The sequence below is a fragment of the Leifsonella bigeumensis genome (genome assembly GCF_039537265.1).
In the GTDB taxonomy this organism is placed as follows: Bacteria; Actinomycetota; Actinomycetes; order Actinomycetales; family Microbacteriaceae; genus Terrimesophilobacter; species Terrimesophilobacter bigeumensis.
Genome location: NZ_BAABAE010000001.1, coordinates 88,365 through 104,104 on the forward strand (window position 1 = coordinate 88,365; position 15,740 = coordinate 104,104).

Here is a 15,740-nt window from a genome sequence, read left to right on the forward strand (position 1 = left end):
CCGATGGCCGTCTGTCCACAGGCGGCGGCAGCCCTTCCGATTTCGCACCACCCCTGTATCGTGTGATCGTGGCAACCGAGCGACGCACTCCTGGCTCCCAGACTTCACTACGTGAAGCCAACCGGGCCAGAATCGTCGACGCCATCAAGAAGCACGGCGGTCTCACCCAGGTCGAGCTCGCCGGTGTCACCGGCCTCTCCCCCGCCACCGTCTCCAACATCGTCAAGGAGCTCTCGGCGAGCGGCGTGCTCCACACCAGCCCGACGACGCAGAGCGGTCGCCGCGCCCAGCACGTCACCCTCGCCCATGCCCTCGGCCTCGTCGTCGGCGTGCACTTCTCCACCCGCCACATGCGCATCGCCCTCGCGGATGTCGCCCACACGGTCGTCGCCGAACATCACCTCCCCCTCGCGAAGGATCACCGCGCCGACAACGAGCTCGACCGCACCACCCTCCTCATCGCGGACATGCTCGAGACGCTCAAGGCATCCATGAGCGAGGTGCTCGCGGTCGGTATCGCGCTGCCGGCGCCGCTCGATCGAAACACTGGCACGACCGCAAGAAGCGGCATCCTGCGCGGGTGGGACGGCATCCCGGTCGCCGAGCTCCTGGAGCGGCGCCTCGGGCGCCCGGTATTCCTCGACAACGCCGCGAACCTCGGGGCTCTCGCCGAGCTTCGCATCGGCGCAGCCCGCGGAAAGTCGGATGCCATCTACATCGACATCGGCGACGGGATCGGTTCCGGCCTGATCATCAACGGGCAGGTCTTCCGCGGCCACAACGGCAGCGCGGGCGAGTTCGGGCACACCACGATCGTGGAGAACGGGCCGCTGTGCCGCTGCGGCAACCGCGGCTGCCTGGAGGCGATCGCGGGCGGGTACGCCATCCTCGACGGGCTCAAGCCCACGCATGGCAACCTCAAGCTCAACGACATCGTGACCAAGGCGATGGGCGGCGACGCCGGGGCCACGCGGGCGCTCGCGGAGGCCGGCCGGCACATCGGCGTCGCGGCCGCGAACCTCAGCAACCTCATCGACCCGGAGCGCCTCGTGGTCGGCGGCGAGCTCTCTCGCGCCGGCGAGATCCTGCTCGGCCCGATCCGTCATGCGCTCGAGCGGTCGGTCATCGTCGACGAGGCGGCGATGCCGGATGTCGTGCAGGGCCAGCTGGGCGCACGCGCCTCCACGCTGGGTGCGGTCGCGCACGCGATCGACCAGGTCGCGATCGGGGGGAATGACACGATCGGCTGAGAGTTATCAAATCCTTGCGTTCAAGACTTGACGCCAAGACGTGAAAATGTCATGCTCAGCACAGCCGCCGACGAAGGCGGATCACAACGGAGGTTTTTCAATGAAGATCGCCACCATGAGAGCGGTGACAGTCACAGCCGCACTCCTGCTCACAGCAGGGACCCTCGCCGGATGTGCGAACGGTTCCGAAACACCGGGAGGAGACAACGGTGACACCGCCGGTGCCACGATCGGGCTTCTCCTGCCCGACTCGGTCACCGCCCGCTACGAGAGCGCCGACCGCCCCTACTTCGAAGCGAAGGTCAAGGACCTCTGCCCCGACTGCAAGGTCCTCTACGCGAACGCCGACGGGGATGCCGCCAAGCAGCAGCAGCAGGCCGAGTCGATGATCACACAGGGTGCCAAAGTGCTCGTGCTCGACCCGTTCGACGGCGAGGCGGCTGCCGCCATCGTCGCGAGCGCCAAGGCGCAGAGCATCCCGGTCATCTCCTACGACCGGCTCATCAACAGCGCCGACCTCAGCTACTACATCTCCTTCGACAACGAGAAGGTCGGTGAGCTTCAGGCCACCGCCCTGATCCAGAAGCTCAAGGATGACGGTGTGCAGCCGGGCGACGGCGGCATCCTCATGGTCAACGGTTCGCCGACCGACAACAACGCCAGCCAGTTCAAGGCCGGAGCGCACAAGGTGATCGACGCGAGCGGCTACAAGGTGCTCGCCGAGTTCGACACCCCCGGATGGGACCCGCCCAAGGCCCAGGACTGGGTGACCGGCCAGATCACGCAGTTCGGTGACCAGATCAAGGCCGTCTACGCCGCCAACGACGGCACCGGCGGTGCGGCGATCGCCGCGCTCAAGGCCGCTGGTGTGAACCCGCTCCCGCCCGTGACGGGACAGGATGCCGAGCTCGCGGGCATCCAGCGCATCCTCGCCGGCGACCAGTTCATGACCGTCTACAAGGCCCTCAAGCCTGAGGCCGAGCGCGCGGCACAGCTCGCGGTCGACCTCGTCAACGGCAAGACCGACAAGGGCGACACCACGGTGAAGACGAAGGGCGGAGCCGACATCCAGTCGTTCCTGCTCGTCCCGGTCGCCGTGACCGTCGACAACATCGAGAGCACCGTCGTCGCCGACGGGTTCTACAAGGCCAGCGACATCTGCACGGCAGACTACGCGGCAGCCTGTGAGAAGGCAGGCGTCAAGTAAGTAGCGCGCCCGGCCGGGATCGCTCGCCTGCGACCCCGGCCGGGTGTACGTTCGCTGCACGGCGAACACACGTCCGATTCGAAGGAGACATCGTGACCATGGAAGCCCCTCTGGCCCCGCAACAGACGCTGCCCCGGGAGCCGGTCCTCAGCCTTCGCGGCATCTCCAAGAACTTCGGTGCCGTCCAGGCGCTCACGGATGTCGACCTCGACATCTTCCCCGGCGAGGTCGTCGCGATCGTCGGCGACAACGGCGCCGGCAAGTCGACGCTCGTCAAGATCCTCGCCGGCGTGCACGGGGCGGATGCCGGCACGATCACCGCGGACGGCCGCCGGGTGTCGATCCCCACCCCTGCCGCGGCCCGCGCCCACGGCATCGCCACCGTCTTCCAGGATCTCTCCCTGTGCGACAACCTCGACGTCGTCTCGAACCTGTTCCTCGGGCACGAGCTCGGGGACTTCACCCTCAACGAGGAGGAGATGGAGAAGCACTCCTGGACGCTCCTCCGCCAGCTCTCCGCCAAGATCCCCTCCGTGCGCATCGCCGTCGCCTCCCTCTCCGGCGGTCAGCGCCAGACCGTCGCGATCGCCCGCTCGCTCATCGGCGACCCGCAGGTCGTCATCCTCGACGAGCCGACCGCCGCCCTCGGCGTCGCCCAGACCGCCGAGGTGCTCAACCTCATCGAGAACCTGCGCGAGCGCGGCCTCGGCGTCGTGCTCATCAGCCACAACATGGCGGATGTGCAGGCCGTCGCCGATCGCGTCGTCGTGCTGCGGCTCGGCCGCAACAACGGCGATTTCCGCATCCCGGATGTCAGCTACGAGGAGATCATCTCCGCCATCACCGGCGCGACCGACAACGCCGTCACCCGCCGGGCATCCACCCGCGCCCCCCACGAGGACAGCAACTCATGACGAAAATCAACACCGAGACACCCGCCGAGCTCGCCGCGGACATCCGCGACGAACGCCTCATCCACCGCGAAGGCATCGGGGGTGCGGTGCGCGGCTTCGTCCAGAGGGTGCGCGGGGGCGACCTCGGCTCCCTGCCGGTCGTCATCGGCCTCATCCTCATCTGGGCGATCTTCCAGATCCTCAACCCGAACTTCCTGTCGTCGAGGAACCTCGTGGACCTCACCATGCAGAGCGCGGCGACCGGCACGATCGCCATCGGCGTCGTGCTCGTGCTGCTCATCGCCCAGATCGACCTCTCCGTGGGCTCCATCAGCGGGCTGGCCGCAGCGATCGTGGCGGTGGGCTGGATGCAGCTCGGCTGGCCGACCTGGACCGCGATCCTCGTCGCGCTGGCCGCAGCGGCGATCATCGGATTCCTCTACGGGCTGCTCTACACCCGGTTCGGCGTGCCGACCTTCGTCATCACGCTCGCCGGGCTGCTTGCGGTGCTCGGCCTGCAGTTGAAGATCCTGGGCGCGCACGGCTCGATCAACCTGCCATACGACTCGTGGTTCGTGCGGCTCGGCACGACGCTCTTCCTCCCGCCCTGGGCCGCCTACGCCCTCGCGATCCTGGCAGGAGTCGGGATGTTCCTCTCCGACTGGCTCCGCTCCCGGCGGCGGGTCAAGGCCGGCCTGACCGGCGGCTCGGTCTCGGTCATGCTCACCAAGTCCATCGTGCTGCTCGTGCTGCTCGTCGCGGCGGTCTGGTACCTCGCCACGACACGTGGCGTCGGCGTCATGTTCGTGCTCTTCGTGCTCTTCGTGGTCATCATGAACTTCTTCCTCACCCGCACGCGGTGGGGACGCGCGGTGTATGCGGTCGGCGGCAACGTCGAGGCGGCGAGGCGCGCGGGCATCAAGGTCGACCGGATCGTCATCTCGGTGCTCGTGCTCGGTACGCTCTTCGCCGCGATCGGCGGCCTCTTCGCGACGGCGAAGCTCACTGCCGCGACGCTCTCGAGCGGTGCAGGAGACACCAACCTCATGGCGATCGCCGCAGCGGTCATCGGTGGGACGAGCCTGTTCGGAGGCCGAGGGAGCGCCTACTCCGCACTGCTCGGGATCTTCGTCCTCCAGTCGATCTCGAACGGCCTCTCGCTGCTCAACCTCGACTCCTCCGTGAGGTTCATGATCACCGGTGCCGTGCTGCTGCTCGCGGTCATCATCGACGCGCTCTCCCGTCGCTCCCGCGCCGCGCACGGCCAGGCGTAGGCATCCCGGCACACCCCGGCCCCGGCCACCCACCCCGGCCCCGGCCACCCGTTGACTCGGGTCATTCTGCGACGTGTCGCGAAGCGCAAGTCGCAGAATGACCCGAGTCAACGAGGTGGGGGACGTCAGGGGGCGGCGACGCGACCGATGCGCACCCGCCAGACATCCGGACCCTGCTCCAGGTAGTCCCAGCTGAACTCACCGGTGTGCTCCGCCTCGAACTGGTAATACAGCGGCTTCGGGTCGTGGTCGTTGACCAGAACGAACGCGTCGCCGGGGGTTGGAGTTCACCGCGGCGAGGAGCCGCGCAAGGAAGTGCATCCTGCCGTTGATGCGTTCGGCCGCGGCCGGGTCGGCGCGGCGTTGTGCCGACCATGCGCGCCCTGCGAGTCGGCTGGCGTCGTCGGCGCGGCGGGTCTCACCGAGTTGTCGCAGGGCGCGGATGCGAACCTGCGGGAGTGGTATTGCCGCTTCCGACAGAAGCGGTCAGCGCTTCTTCTTCTCGGGGACCGGGGCGTTCCCGGATGCCTTCAGGTCGCGATAGTAGGCCCGCGCCTCCTCCTGCCGCACTGCCTCGGCGCCCGACGCGATCGGTGCACGCAGGTGCTCCTGCGAGTAGCCGAACGCATCCACGAGGTCCTGGGCGTGCGGACGCAGCCGCGCGAGCAACCGGTCGATGTATGCGGTGACGGCCTGTGCCCGCTGCGGAGAGAGCCGCCCATGGATGAGGTACCAGGCCAGGTGCTTCTCGATGAGCCCCAGCCCGAACACGTCGTGCAGCCAGGAGAGCACCTGCTTCGTCCCGGCATCCTCGACCTTCTCGAGCGCCCGGGTGAACGCCTCCCACTGCAGCAGCTCCGCGTGGGCGCGCGCCGCCTCGATGAGCTCGTTCTGCTGCGAGTTGAACAGGTCGGCGGCATCCTTCTTCGACATCTTCGAGGCCGGCCGCAACCGCCCGGCGAGCTCCGAGATCATCGTCTCGACCCGGTCGGTGAGCAGCTCGCGCTGCACATTGGTCTCGCGCAGCTCCTTGACACTGCGGGCGGTCGACCCGAAGTCCCGGATGGTCTGGGCCACCGTGCGCAGGCCCGTCCCGTGATAGGCGGCCTCGGCCGCCTGCCCGACGACGTACGCGGCGAGCGCCCCGGCATCCGCGTTCTTGAACTTCGAACTGAAGTCGGTGAGCAGTCGCTTGGCGACGAGCTGCAGCAGCACGTTGTTGTCGCCTTCGAAGGTGACGTAGACGTCGAGGTCGGCGCGCAGCCCGACGAGCCGGTTCTCGGCCATGAAGCCGGCGCCGCCGCAGGCCTCGCGCGCCTCCTGCAGGGTGTCGAGCGCGTGCCAGGTGGAGAGCGGCTTGAGCGCCGCCGCGAGCGTCTCGAGGTCCTGGCGGTCGTCGTCGGTGTCCTCCGCGCCACTGAAGACGGCGTCGAACTTGCGCAGCAGCTCATCGTGCGCGAAGGTCTGCGCATAGGTCGTGGCGAGCCTCGGGAGGAGCCGGCGCTGGTGGCGCTGATAGTCGAGCAGCACCTCCTCCTCGTCGGTCCCGGCCGTGAACTGGCGGCGTTCGTTGCCGTAACGGATGGCGATGGCCAGTCCGAGGGCGGATGCCGCCGTCGCCGACCCGTCGAGCGAGACGCGACCCTGCACGAGCGTCCCGAGCATCGTGAAGAAGCGGCGACCAGGGCTGTCGATGGCGGAGGTGTAGGTGCCGTCCTCGGCGACATCGCCGTACTTGTTGAGCAGGTTCTCGCGCGGAACGCGTACGGCGTCGAAGGCGAGGGTGCCGTTGTCGATGCCGTTGAGGCCGCCCTTCCAGCCGTCGTCCTCGCCCTGGATCCCGGGGAGGAATCCGTTCTCGTCGCGGATCGGCACGTAGAGCGCATGCACTCCGTGATTGACACCCTTCGTCACGAGTTGCGCGAAGACCACGGCGGCCTTGCCGTCGCGGCCGGCGTTGCCGAGGAACTGCTTCCAGGCGGCGCGGAACGGGGTGGTGATGACGAACTCGTGGGCCTCCGCGTCGTAGGTCGCGGTCGTGGCGATGCTCGCGACATCCGAACCGTGCCCGATCTCGGTCATCGCGAACGCGCCCGGCACCTCGAGGTTCATGATCGGGGGCAGCAGGTGGTGGTGGCGTTCGGTGCCCAGCTGTACGATCGCCGAACCGAACAGCCCCCACTGCACACCGCCCTTGATCTGCAGCGACGGGTCGGCCGTGACGAGCTCCTCGAACGCGGTGATGTTGCCGCCGTTGTCCTCGAGTCCGCCGACCGCCTTCGGGAAGGCGCGGTGCACCGAGCCGTTCTCGACGAGCAGGTGCAACTGACCGAGTGCGCGCTCGCGCTGCTCCTCGAGGCTGAGGCCGTCCCTGCGGTGCAGGGCCGGGTCCTTGGCGAACTCGCGTGCGGTGCGGCGGATGTCGCTCCAGGTCCCCATGAGCAGGTCGTTCAGGCCGTTCACATCGACGGATGCGGTGGTCCCGCTCTCGGCGGCCGCCGCGTCGAGGTGCTGGTCGACTTCGGCGGAGATCTTGACGCGCGCCGCAGTGTCAGTCATGACGACTCCTCTTCGATTGGCGTTCTCGCCTTAACCGTAGGTCGGGGCGTCACCCGGCGAAAATGGCCAGTGCGGGATCGACAAAAGGTTCGCGAGAAGTCGGCCCCGACCCTGTCGCTACCGCCCAACGAGAGGGGCACCGCCCCCTGAGGAGGACCGCAGGCCTGTCACGAAGGGAACCCCGACCGCTGGTTGAGTAGGTCGCGAAGCGGCGTATCGAAACCAAGGTCATCGCGACCTGATTTCGATACGCCGCTGCGCGGCTACTCAATCAACGGGGATGGCTGCGCGCTCCTCAGGGGGCGGTCGGTCAGTACACGAGCAGCGGAACCGGGAACGACTGCGAGGGATTCAGCGCATCGCTGCCCGTGTACTCCGCGTGCAGCCAGTGGATGCCGCTGTCGAAGCCCGGAAGCTTGACCTTGACCCGACCGTGGTCGTGCGCCCCGAGCGTCGCCGTGGCGATCACCGTGTCACCGTCGTAGATCAGGACCTCGCCCATCGGCTCCACCCCACGCGCCGTCACGAGGACCGTGAACTGCACCGACTTGTCGTGCTTCACGAAGAACCTGTTCGCGAACCCGAACGTGTGACTGTCGGCCTTCTCGACCGGAGGGGCGGTCACCTCGACCGGCACGTCGATCGTGGTCCCCGTCTCCGGGACGCTCACGGTCAGCACGAGGGTGCCCGTCGCATCCGACGGGACAGTGACGGTCACGCTCGCACGGCCCACCTCATCCGTCGTGTCGACGATGGTCGGGTCGAGCGCGGCCTGGCCGAGCACCGTGTCACCCGCGCTCACGACGGCCGTGCCCTCGTTGGGCTCCCCGTTGCTGAACAGCAGCGACGAGAGGTCGAGCGTGAGCGAGTCGCCCGGCGCGACCTCCTCGGCCGACAACGCCACACCGACCGCACGCTGCTTGTAGTCGGGGCTCGCGACCGGGTTCGCCATGAAGTAGTCGACCATCGACTGCAGGTCGATCTTGCCGGAGTCCGCGGCGTTCGCGCCCTCGGCGAGGGTTGCGAAGTTGTCGCCGCCGGCGGCCAGGAACGAGTTCACCGTCACCTGGTAGCTGGCATCCGGGTCGATGAGTTCGCCGTCCAGGTACATCGCGTCGATGTGGTCGCCGTCGGCGGCCGTCGGGTCGTAGGTGTACTTGAACCCGTCGGAGACGCCGAGCTTCAGGAACGGCCGGCTCGCGGCATCCGGCTGCCACTGCTCCTCGAGCACCTGCTTGAGCTGCGCGCCGGTCAGGTCCATCGTCACGAGCGTGTTGGCGAACGGCTGGACGACGGCCGCCTCCTTGTAGGTGAGGTTGCCGTCCGGGTCGTCAGGACCGCTGCTCGCGTAGGTCAGGTCGGCACGCAGGCCGCCCGGGTTCATGAGCGCGATCTGCGAGCCGGCGGACTGGGTCGCCCACAACTGCACATCGGCCACGAAGTTGCCGAGTGGCGACTCACCACCGCGGTTCTCGGATGGCGTCGCCGTCTGCTTGGCCCGGTTGAAGTCCGCCGTGATCTCGCCGACCTTCACCGCGCCCTTGACGTCGGCGACGGCCACGGCATCCGCGACGATCTGCGCGACCTCGGGGTCGGGCGGGAATGCCCCGGCCAGCGGGAGGACCTCGGAGTCGATGCTCAGCAGCTCACCCGTCGCAGGGTCCACGCTGAGGTTCATGTGTCCGTAGTTCTCGCCGTAGCTGCCCTCGGAGATCACCGGGCGTGACCGGTCGGTCCCGGGGATCGGGATCGAGTGGTTGTACACCTGGTGCGTGTGTCCGGAGACGATCGCGTCGACGTTCGCGTCGACGCCGTTCACGATGTGGCCCATCGGGGTGTCGCCGATGGCGTCCTCCAGGGCGGGGGAGGCGGCGCCTTCGTGCACGAGCAGCACGATCACATCCGCCTCGCCGTTCGCTTCGTTCCCGTCGCTCAACTCGTCGGCGACCCGGTTCACCGCGGTGGGGATGTCGCCGAACTCGAGGTTCGCGATGCCGTCCGGGCTCACGAGCGACGGCATCTCGGTCGTCACTGCGCCGATGAACCCGACGGTGACACCATCGACGGTCGACAGCGAGTAGCCGTCGTAGACGGGGTCGCCGGTGACTTTGTCGTAGATGTTCGCGCCGAGGTAGGGCCAGTCGGCGGCGGGCAGGATGCGGTTGTCGACATCCGCCTGCCCCTTGTCGAACTCGTGGTTGCCGAACGCGCTCGCATCGAGCCCGATCGCGTTGAGCGCGTCGATCGTCGGCTGGTCGTCCTGGATGAACGAGGTGAAGGTCGACGCACCGATGTTGTCGCCGGCCGAGACGAACAGCGTGTTCGGGTTATCGGCCCGGTAGGCGTCCACCATGCCACCGAGCACAGCGGCACCTGCGGCGGCTCCCGATGCTTCGAGGCGGCCGTGGAAGTCGTTGATCGAGAGGAGGTCGATGTCGACCGGCGGGGCGACCGCGCTCACTCCGACCTTGATCGGGTCGTGGTCACTCGAGCGGAACGGGGTGCCCGCTTCGGCGGCGCCGAACGCGTACCCGCGGTCGGACCACTCCGGCGAGTTGATCGACCAGGCCCCGACACCCGTCACGGATGCCGCGAGCGACGCCGAGGCGAACGCGTGGTCGAGCGAGCCGAGCTCGCCGTCGAACGTGTAGGTGTACTGGTCGTCGGTCTTCGCCGGGAGCAGGTCGACGAACCCGGCGGCCGTGATCGCCTGCACCGGGTCCTCCTGCGCGTAGGAGTTGAAGTCGCCGAGCAGCATGATGTCCGGCCCCTTGGCCGAGTCAGCGGCGATGCCGTCGACGAAGGCCAACAGGCTGTTCGCCTGCTCGACGCGTTCGGTGTTGAAGAAGCCCTGCCCGTCCGCGGGCTCGGCCGGCGTGGGGTCGACGTCCGGCGGACTCTTGGACTTGAAGTGGTTGGCGACGACGGTGATCGTCCTGCCGTCGACCTCGAAGGTCTGCGCGATCGGCTCGCGGGCGATGTCCCACACGGTCTCGTCGGTGTCGGCGAAGCTCGCGCCGACCGGTGTGGCGGAGGCGTTCTTATAGATGATCGCGTTGGTGATGACGTCGGTCGTCGCGACGGCATCCGCGAGCGCGGCCGGGGTCGGAACGTAGCTCCAGACGTCACTGCCGGCGGCCGCGTTGAGCCCTGCGACGAGGTCGGCGAGCGCGGTGTCGACCGGGTCGCCGAACTGGATCGAGTTCTCGATCTCCATGAGCGTGACGACATCCGCATCGAGGCCGTTGATGGCGGCGACGATCTTGGACTTCTGGATGTCGAACTGGGCCTGGTCGTCGGCGCCACGGGCATCCGGGTTGTCATCGGAGAACGTCGTGAAGTAGTTGAAGACGTTGAACGCGGCGACGGAGAAGTCGCCGCCCACGGTCGGCGGCGCTGTCGGCCGTGGGTTGCTCGGCGCGAACGTCGGCTTGTAGTCGGCCGGGCTCGCATCGTTGATCGGGATGGTCGGCTGCAGGCGCCAGTCGTCGAAGCCCCAACTGAGCACGTAGGGGTTGGCCGGCCACTGCACGGTGTCGCCGTTGCGGACGACGGTGCCCTCGGAGAAGTAGGGCTGGGTGCCGGGATGGTTCGAGTTGGTGACCTGGATGCTGTAGCCGTCGTCGAGGAGCAGTCGGTTGGCGCGGTTGGCGGCGGCGATCGCGTCGGCGGCGGGGCCGGCATCCGTCGTCTCGGTGCTCTTGACGGCGAGCGCGCCGCCGTTCAGCCAGAGCGTGCCGAAGTTGAAGAGCTGGTGGCTCGAGGAGACCAGATAGGTTCCGGTCGGCGCGACGAGCATCGACTCGAGCGGTTCACGCGCATCACCGACGACACTGTCGGGGAGCGCGGTGGCCTCGGGGACTCCAACACCCGCTGTGACGAGAACAGTGTTCGCGACGTCGGTCGCGGTGAGCTGGGTCTGGTCGAAGTGCTCGCCGGCGACGCCGGTCACCTCGACGAGGTCGCCGATCGCGACGGCGGGATTCGCCTGGTTGAGGTACACGAAGATGCCGTCGGAGGCATCCGGCGTGGCATCCGCCTCCCCGCCGGAACCCTGCGTCTGGATGACGATACCGCGGTAGTTGCTGACCCCGCGGTAATCGGCGGTCACCACCCCCTGCACCGTGACGGTCTGGCCGTCGAGCGGCGTGGTCGCACCGGTGCCCTGCACCTCGGCGATCGTGTTGGTCACGGCCGCGAAGGCGGGGGCCGAGAGGAAGGTCAGCCCCATCGCGAACGCGGCAGCGGATGCCAGCGTTGCGGTTCTGAGGGCGCGAATACCTGTGTGCGCCGGCCGCGTTGCCGACGTCGTTCGCGTGAACATCGTGCGAATACTCCCTAGACGGGTAAGCGTCCGATGACCCCCGTTGGGGGGCAGCTCGTGGGGGCACCACCGACACTAAACCCGCTCTCGCCGGCTGCGGCCACACTCACAGAGAACTCACCGACTCAGTTGCCAGTAACGTTGAATTTCCGTCTCCGATTGGTTTTCCATGTTCACCGTCATCATCGGCGTCACTGCCGCGCTCGTCTACGGCTCCGCCGACTTCCTCGGCGGCATCGCCTCGAAGCGCATGAGCCCGATCCGGGTGACGGCGATCGGGGCGGCATCCGGGCTCGTCATCCTGTTCGCCGCCGCGCCGCTCATCGGCGGCCGCTGGTCGTTCGAGGCGATGCTCTATGGCGGGATCTCCGGGGTCACCGGCGCCATCGCGATCACCCTGCTCTACGCGTGCCTGGCGATCGGACCGATGAGCATCCTGTCGCCGCTCACCGCACTCGTGTCGGCGTTCGTCCCGCTCATGGCGGGGGTGTTCCGCGGCGAGCGCCTCCCGGTCTTCGGGTACGTCGCCATCGGGATCGCGCTCGTCGCAGTCGTGCTCGTCGGCTTCGTGAAGGAGCAGGGGGCGGTGCGGCCCAGCCTCAAGGCACTCCTCATGGCGATCGGCTCCGGTGCCATGATCGGCGCGTTCCTCATCCTCATCGACCTGACCCCGGATGATTCGGGCCTGGTCCCCCTCATCGCCAACCGGGCGGTCAACGGCCTCGTCATGTTCGCGGTCATCGGAGTGCTCGCGCTCGTCGCGACGCGGAGGCGCACTCCTCTCCGGTCGAGCTTGTCGAGACCCGGCGAGCCGACGGCGGTCTCGACAAGCTCGACCGGAGAGGAACGCCCAACCGGCGACGTGGCGGAATCCGTCGGCATGCTCAGCCCAGGGTGGCGGGCCGGCTTCTGGGTCGCCGTCGCCTGCGGCGCGATCGACGCGACCGCGAACGCTCTGCTGCTCTTCGGCCTGCGGATCGGGGAACTCACGGTCATGTCGGTGCTCACGGCCCTCTACCCGGCCGGCACCATCATCCTCGCGGCCATCGTGCTGCGCGAGCGCATCGCCCCCGTGCAGGTCGTCGGACTCGTGCTCGCACTCGTCGCCGCCGGGATGCTCGCCCTGGCCTAACCGTGCACGAACCGGTCGGCCGCGGGCGCCAGCTCCCACTTGAGACGGTCGAAGAGTGACACACTGCGGAAACCCGGCCAGTCGGCGGGTAGCGCGGCGGGCTGCAGGCCCGGATCGAGGTAGGGGATGATGCGCCAGCGGTCGAGCGCGGCGACGTAGCCCGTGAAGGCGCTTCGCTGGTCGTCGACGGGGCCCCATCCGTCGAAGGAGTCGATGAAGGAGGTGTGGAGGCCGGCGATCGCATCGAGGTCCCACCAGCGGCTGGCGGCATCCGCGAGGGAGCCCGCCGGCTGGGGAGTGTCGGTGATGAACACGGTCGCCGCCTGCCGCAGGTTCAGGTCGGCGAGGATCTCCTCCACCTCGTCGGTGAGGAACGCGGGACAGATCCACAGGCCGGTCGCGACCGTACCGCAGCCGATCCAGCCGAGGCGCTTGCGCAACTGGTGTCGTGCCGCGCGCTCGCTCTCCGGCAGGGAGAAGGAGAGGAGACACCACGCGCCGCCGTCGCGCTGCTGGCGGAACCCGAAGATGCGCCGGTCGCCGCGCTCGAGCATGGGGACGGCATCCGGGTTGAGACGGTAGCCGCTCAGCCCGGCCCTGCGCTCGGGGAGCAGCAGGCCCTTCGCCTTGACGCGGAGAACCGCGGTCCGGGTGTGTGCGGCGTTCACGCCCACGGCATCCATGAGCCGGATGAGCTCGGCGATCGACACCCAGCCGCCGAGGCCCCGCAGGTAGGAGCCGATGATCGTGCGCAGGAGCGAGGTGGCGCTGCCGGGGCGCGAGTCGAAGTCGTCGAGGATCATCGCAACTCCGCAGCGATCGCCTCGACACCGAGCTCGACTTCCGCGAAGCTCGTGGTGAGCGGCGAGAGCCCGAGACGCAGGCCGTTCGGGCGGCGGAAGTCGGGGATGATCCCCCGCGCCCACAGCCGAGCGTTGGCCTCCGCGAACGACGGATGGTCGATCGTGACGTGACTGCCGCGCCGCTCCGGATCGCGTGGCGAGGAGAACGCGACCCCACGCGGAACGAGCAGCTCGTCGACGAGGTCGGTCGCGAACGCGGTGAGCTCCTGCGACTTCGCCCGGATGGCCGCGATCCCCGCTTCGGCGATCAGGTCGAGCATGTCCTGCATCGCGAGCATGCCGACGACCGAGGGGGTGCCGCTCAGAAACCTCCGGATGCCGGCGTGGGGCTCGTACTCCGGCCCCATGACGAAGGGTTCGCTCGTGCCCATCCAGCCCTGGATCGGCTGGCGGAATGAGTCCTGATGCTCGGCCCTCACGTAGCCGAACGCGGGTGAACCCGGGCCGCCGTTGAGGTACTTGTAGGTGCACCCCGCCGCGAGGTCCACCCCCCAGGCGTCGAGTTCCACCGGCACAGAGCCGACCGAGTGGCAGAGGTCCCACAGCACGAGCGCTCCGGCGTCGTGGGCGAGCGCGGTGATGGCCGGGGCGTCGGCGAGGAACCCGGAACGGTAGGCGACGTGGCTGAGCACGACGAGCGCGGTGTCGGGGCCGAGAACGGCGGCGACCTGTTCGGGGGTGACCCCGGCATCCGGTTCTGGCGTGACCCAGCGCAGCGTCATGCCGCACTCGGCGGCGATGCCCTGCAGGATGAAACGATCGGTCGGGAAGTTGTCGGTGTCGACCACGATCTCGCTGCGGCCCGGCCTCGCGTCGAGGGCGGAGCGGATGAGCTTGTAGAGGATGACCGTCGTCGAGTCGCCGATGAAGACCTGGCCGGGTGCTACACCGAGGGCGACCTCGCCGATGCGATCGCCGACCGTGAGCGGCAGTTCATACCAGCTCTCGTCCCATCCGCGGATGAGGCGGGCACCCCACTGCCCTGTGACGAACCCGGTGAGGCGGTCGGCGCTCTTCTTCGTCGGTCGACCGAGCGAGTTGCCGTCGAGGTAGGCGACGACATCCGGCGACTGGATGAACTCGTCGCGGAACCTGCCGAGGGGGTCCGCGGTGTCGAGCTGCCGGGCGCGAGTTCGGGCGCGGGCTTCGGTCATCGGAGATGCTCCTTCAGTCGGTCGTGGTCGATGAGGCGGGCGGTGGCGAGCCAGGCGGCGGGGTCGGTGGCACGGTCGGGGGCCCCCTCGGCGGAGATGACGCTGAGGTGGCGGCCGAAGCCGTTCGGGGCACCGGGGGCGGCGGGCGCGATCGCGGCGGCGAGCGCGTCGAGCCCGAGGCCGGCATGCTCGAGTGCGAGCAGCTCGCGAGCGTTGATTCCGACCGGGAGCGGTCCATTGCCGAGGTCCGTTCCATATCGGATGCGACCCCCGACAGCATGGAACCGCCGCACGTTGTCGCTTGCCACGACGAAGTCGGCGTCCCGGGCGCCCCAGCCGTGGATGTCGAGGGTGCTCACCCAGGTCATCGGGCGAGCCGTCATCGCACCGGCTGCCGTCGCGCCGGCCACCATTGCGCCGAGCAGCTCGTCGCTCAGCCGTTCGCTCCACGGAGCGTGAGCGAGCACGTCGACGCCCGCCGCGAAGGCGCGGGCGGCCTGGCCCTTCCCCTGGGCGTGGGCGGCGACGGTGACCCCGCGCGCATGGGCATGCTCGACCACGCGTGCGAGGGTGGCGTCGTCGAGGACCGGGCCGGCATCCGCGTTGAGGGCGATCTTGATGAAGGCGGCCCCGGCGTCGAGCTGGCGGTCGACGGCGGCAGGGGCATCGTCAGGGGCCGCGATCTCCCAGGAGGCGCCGGGCGGCGCCCATCCGCTGGCCGTGGGGTAACCGCCGGGGACGGTGAGAAGCTGGCCGGCGATGGTCACCCGCGGGAAGCCGGACGCGGAGGGCCAGGTGCGGGCGAGGTCGAGCTCCCAGCCGAAGTCGTCGACCGCGGCGATGCCGCCGGCGAGCAGTTCCGTCCCGTCGACGAGCCCGAGGTGCACGTGCGCGTCGCGGAACCCGGGGAGTACGGTGCCGGCGAGGTGGGCTTCGGGTTTCGGGTCGCTTCCCCGTGCTCGACGAAATCCCTCGTCATCGGCGACGAGCGTGGTGCGTCCGCGCCAGCCATCGAGCCAGCAGTCGTCGACCGTGAACGCGATCATCGCGGTACCCGCTCTCTGAGGAAGGCCGAAGGCCTGTC

10 protein-coding genes and 1 pseudogene are annotated in these 15,740 nt (G+C 68.7%); 5 read left to right on the forward strand and 6 right to left on the reverse strand.

The window, feature by feature from the left end:
• The first annotated feature begins 68 nt into the window (after positions 1-68).
• From ABD678_RS00515 to ABD678_RS00530, 4 genes are all read left to right on the forward strand, one after another.
• Positions 69-1,250: an ROK family transcriptional regulator gene (locus ABD678_RS00515; protein ID WP_344752640.1), complete on the forward strand. Its 1,182-nt coding sequence runs from the start codon at positions 69-71 to the stop codon at positions 1,248-1,250.
• Between the two features lie 115 nt (positions 1,251-1,365).
• On the forward strand, positions 1,366-2,457 hold the full coding sequence (locus ABD678_RS00520; RefSeq protein ID WP_344753513.1) for an ABC transporter substrate-binding protein: 1,092 nt from the start codon (positions 1,366-1,368) through the stop codon (positions 2,455-2,457).
• A gap of 98 nt (positions 2,458-2,555) precedes the next feature.
• Positions 2,556-3,371, forward strand: coding sequence for an ATP-binding cassette domain-containing protein (locus ABD678_RS00525; protein WP_344753515.1), 816 nt, complete (start codon positions 2,556-2,558; stop codon positions 3,369-3,371).
• Complete coding sequence (locus ABD678_RS00530) at positions 3,368-4,624, forward strand: sugar ABC transporter permease (protein ID WP_344752642.1); 1,257 nt, start codon at positions 3,368-3,370, stop codon at positions 4,622-4,624. Before ABD678_RS00525 ends, ABD678_RS00530 begins: the two co-directional genes overlap by 4 nt.
• Positions 4,625-4,749: 125 nt before the next feature.
• On the opposite strand, the pseudogene ABD678_RS00535 reads toward ABD678_RS00530, so the two are convergent.
• From ABD678_RS00535 to ABD678_RS00545, 3 genes and pseudogenes are all read right to left on the reverse strand, one after another.
• Positions 4,750-4,890, reverse strand: a pseudogene (locus ABD678_RS00535) (DUF2249 domain-containing protein); the annotation flags it as partial.
• A 220-nt stretch (positions 4,891-5,110) separates the two neighbouring features.
• Positions 5,111-7,183: an acyl-CoA dehydrogenase family protein gene (locus ABD678_RS00540; RefSeq protein WP_344752644.1), complete on the reverse strand. Its 2,073-nt coding sequence runs from the start codon at positions 7,181-7,183 to the stop codon at positions 5,111-5,113.
• Positions 7,184-7,493: 310 nt separating this feature from the next.
• Positions 7,494-11,507, reverse strand: coding sequence for an ExeM/NucH family extracellular endonuclease (locus tag ABD678_RS00545; protein ID WP_344752645.1), 4,014 nt, complete (start codon positions 11,505-11,507; stop codon positions 7,494-7,496).
• Between the two features lie 169 nt (positions 11,508-11,676).
• Between ABD678_RS00545 and ABD678_RS00550 the strand changes: the two genes are divergently transcribed.
• Complete coding sequence (locus ABD678_RS00550; RefSeq protein WP_344752647.1) at positions 11,677-12,639, forward strand: DMT family transporter; 963 nt, start codon at positions 11,677-11,679, stop codon at positions 12,637-12,639.
• Here ABD678_RS00550 and ABD678_RS00555 read toward each other — a convergent pair.
• The 3 genes from ABD678_RS00555 to ABD678_RS00565 are packed head-to-tail and all read right to left on the reverse strand — an operon-like array spanning position 12,636 to position 15,702.
• On the reverse strand, positions 12,636-13,442 hold the full coding sequence (locus ABD678_RS00555) for a PaaX family transcriptional regulator (RefSeq protein ID WP_344752649.1): 807 nt from the start codon (positions 13,440-13,442) through the stop codon (positions 12,636-12,638). The genes ABD678_RS00550 and ABD678_RS00555 overlap by 4 nt on opposite strands.
• A complete protein-coding gene (locus ABD678_RS00560; RefSeq protein WP_344752651.1) occupies positions 13,439-14,656 on the reverse strand; it encodes a kynureninase in 1,218 nt (405 codons plus the stop codon). The genes ABD678_RS00555 and ABD678_RS00560 overlap by 4 nt, the downstream gene beginning before the upstream one ends.
• Positions 14,653-15,702, reverse strand: coding sequence for an amidohydrolase family protein (locus ABD678_RS00565; protein ID WP_344752653.1), 1,050 nt, complete (start codon positions 15,700-15,702; stop codon positions 14,653-14,655). Before ABD678_RS00565 ends, ABD678_RS00560 begins: the two co-directional genes overlap by 4 nt.
• Positions 15,703-15,740 lie beyond the last annotated feature (38 nt).

Coding starts and splice junctions, on each gene's coding strand:
- ABD678_RS00545 (WP_344752645.1), bottom strand. CDS start 11,507: ATGTTCACGCGAACGACGTCGGCAACGCGGCCGGCGCACACAGGTATT.
- ABD678_RS00530 (WP_344752642.1), top strand. CDS start 3,368: ATGACGAAAATCAACACCGAGACACCCGCCGAGCTCGCCGCGGACATC.
- ABD678_RS00540 (WP_344752644.1), bottom strand. CDS start 7,183: ATGACTGACACTGCGGCGCGCGTCAAGATCTCCGCCGAAGTCGACCAG.
- ABD678_RS00560 (WP_344752651.1), bottom strand. CDS start 14,656: ATGACCGAAGCCCGCGCCCGAACTCGCGCCCGGCAGCTCGACACCGCG.
- ABD678_RS00550 (WP_344752647.1), top strand. CDS start 11,677: ATGTTCACCGTCATCATCGGCGTCACTGCCGCGCTCGTCTACGGCTCC.
- ABD678_RS00525 (WP_344753515.1), top strand. CDS start 2,556: ATGGAAGCCCCTCTGGCCCCGCAACAGACGCTGCCCCGGGAGCCGGTC.
- ABD678_RS00520 (WP_344753513.1), top strand. CDS start 1,366: ATGAGAGCGGTGACAGTCACAGCCGCACTCCTGCTCACAGCAGGGACC.
- ABD678_RS00565 (WP_344752653.1), bottom strand. CDS start 15,702: ATGATCGCGTTCACGGTCGACGACTGCTGGCTCGATGGCTGGCGCGGA.
- ABD678_RS00555 (WP_344752649.1), bottom strand. CDS start 13,442: ATGATCCTCGACGACTTCGACTCGCGCCCCGGCAGCGCCACCTCGCTC.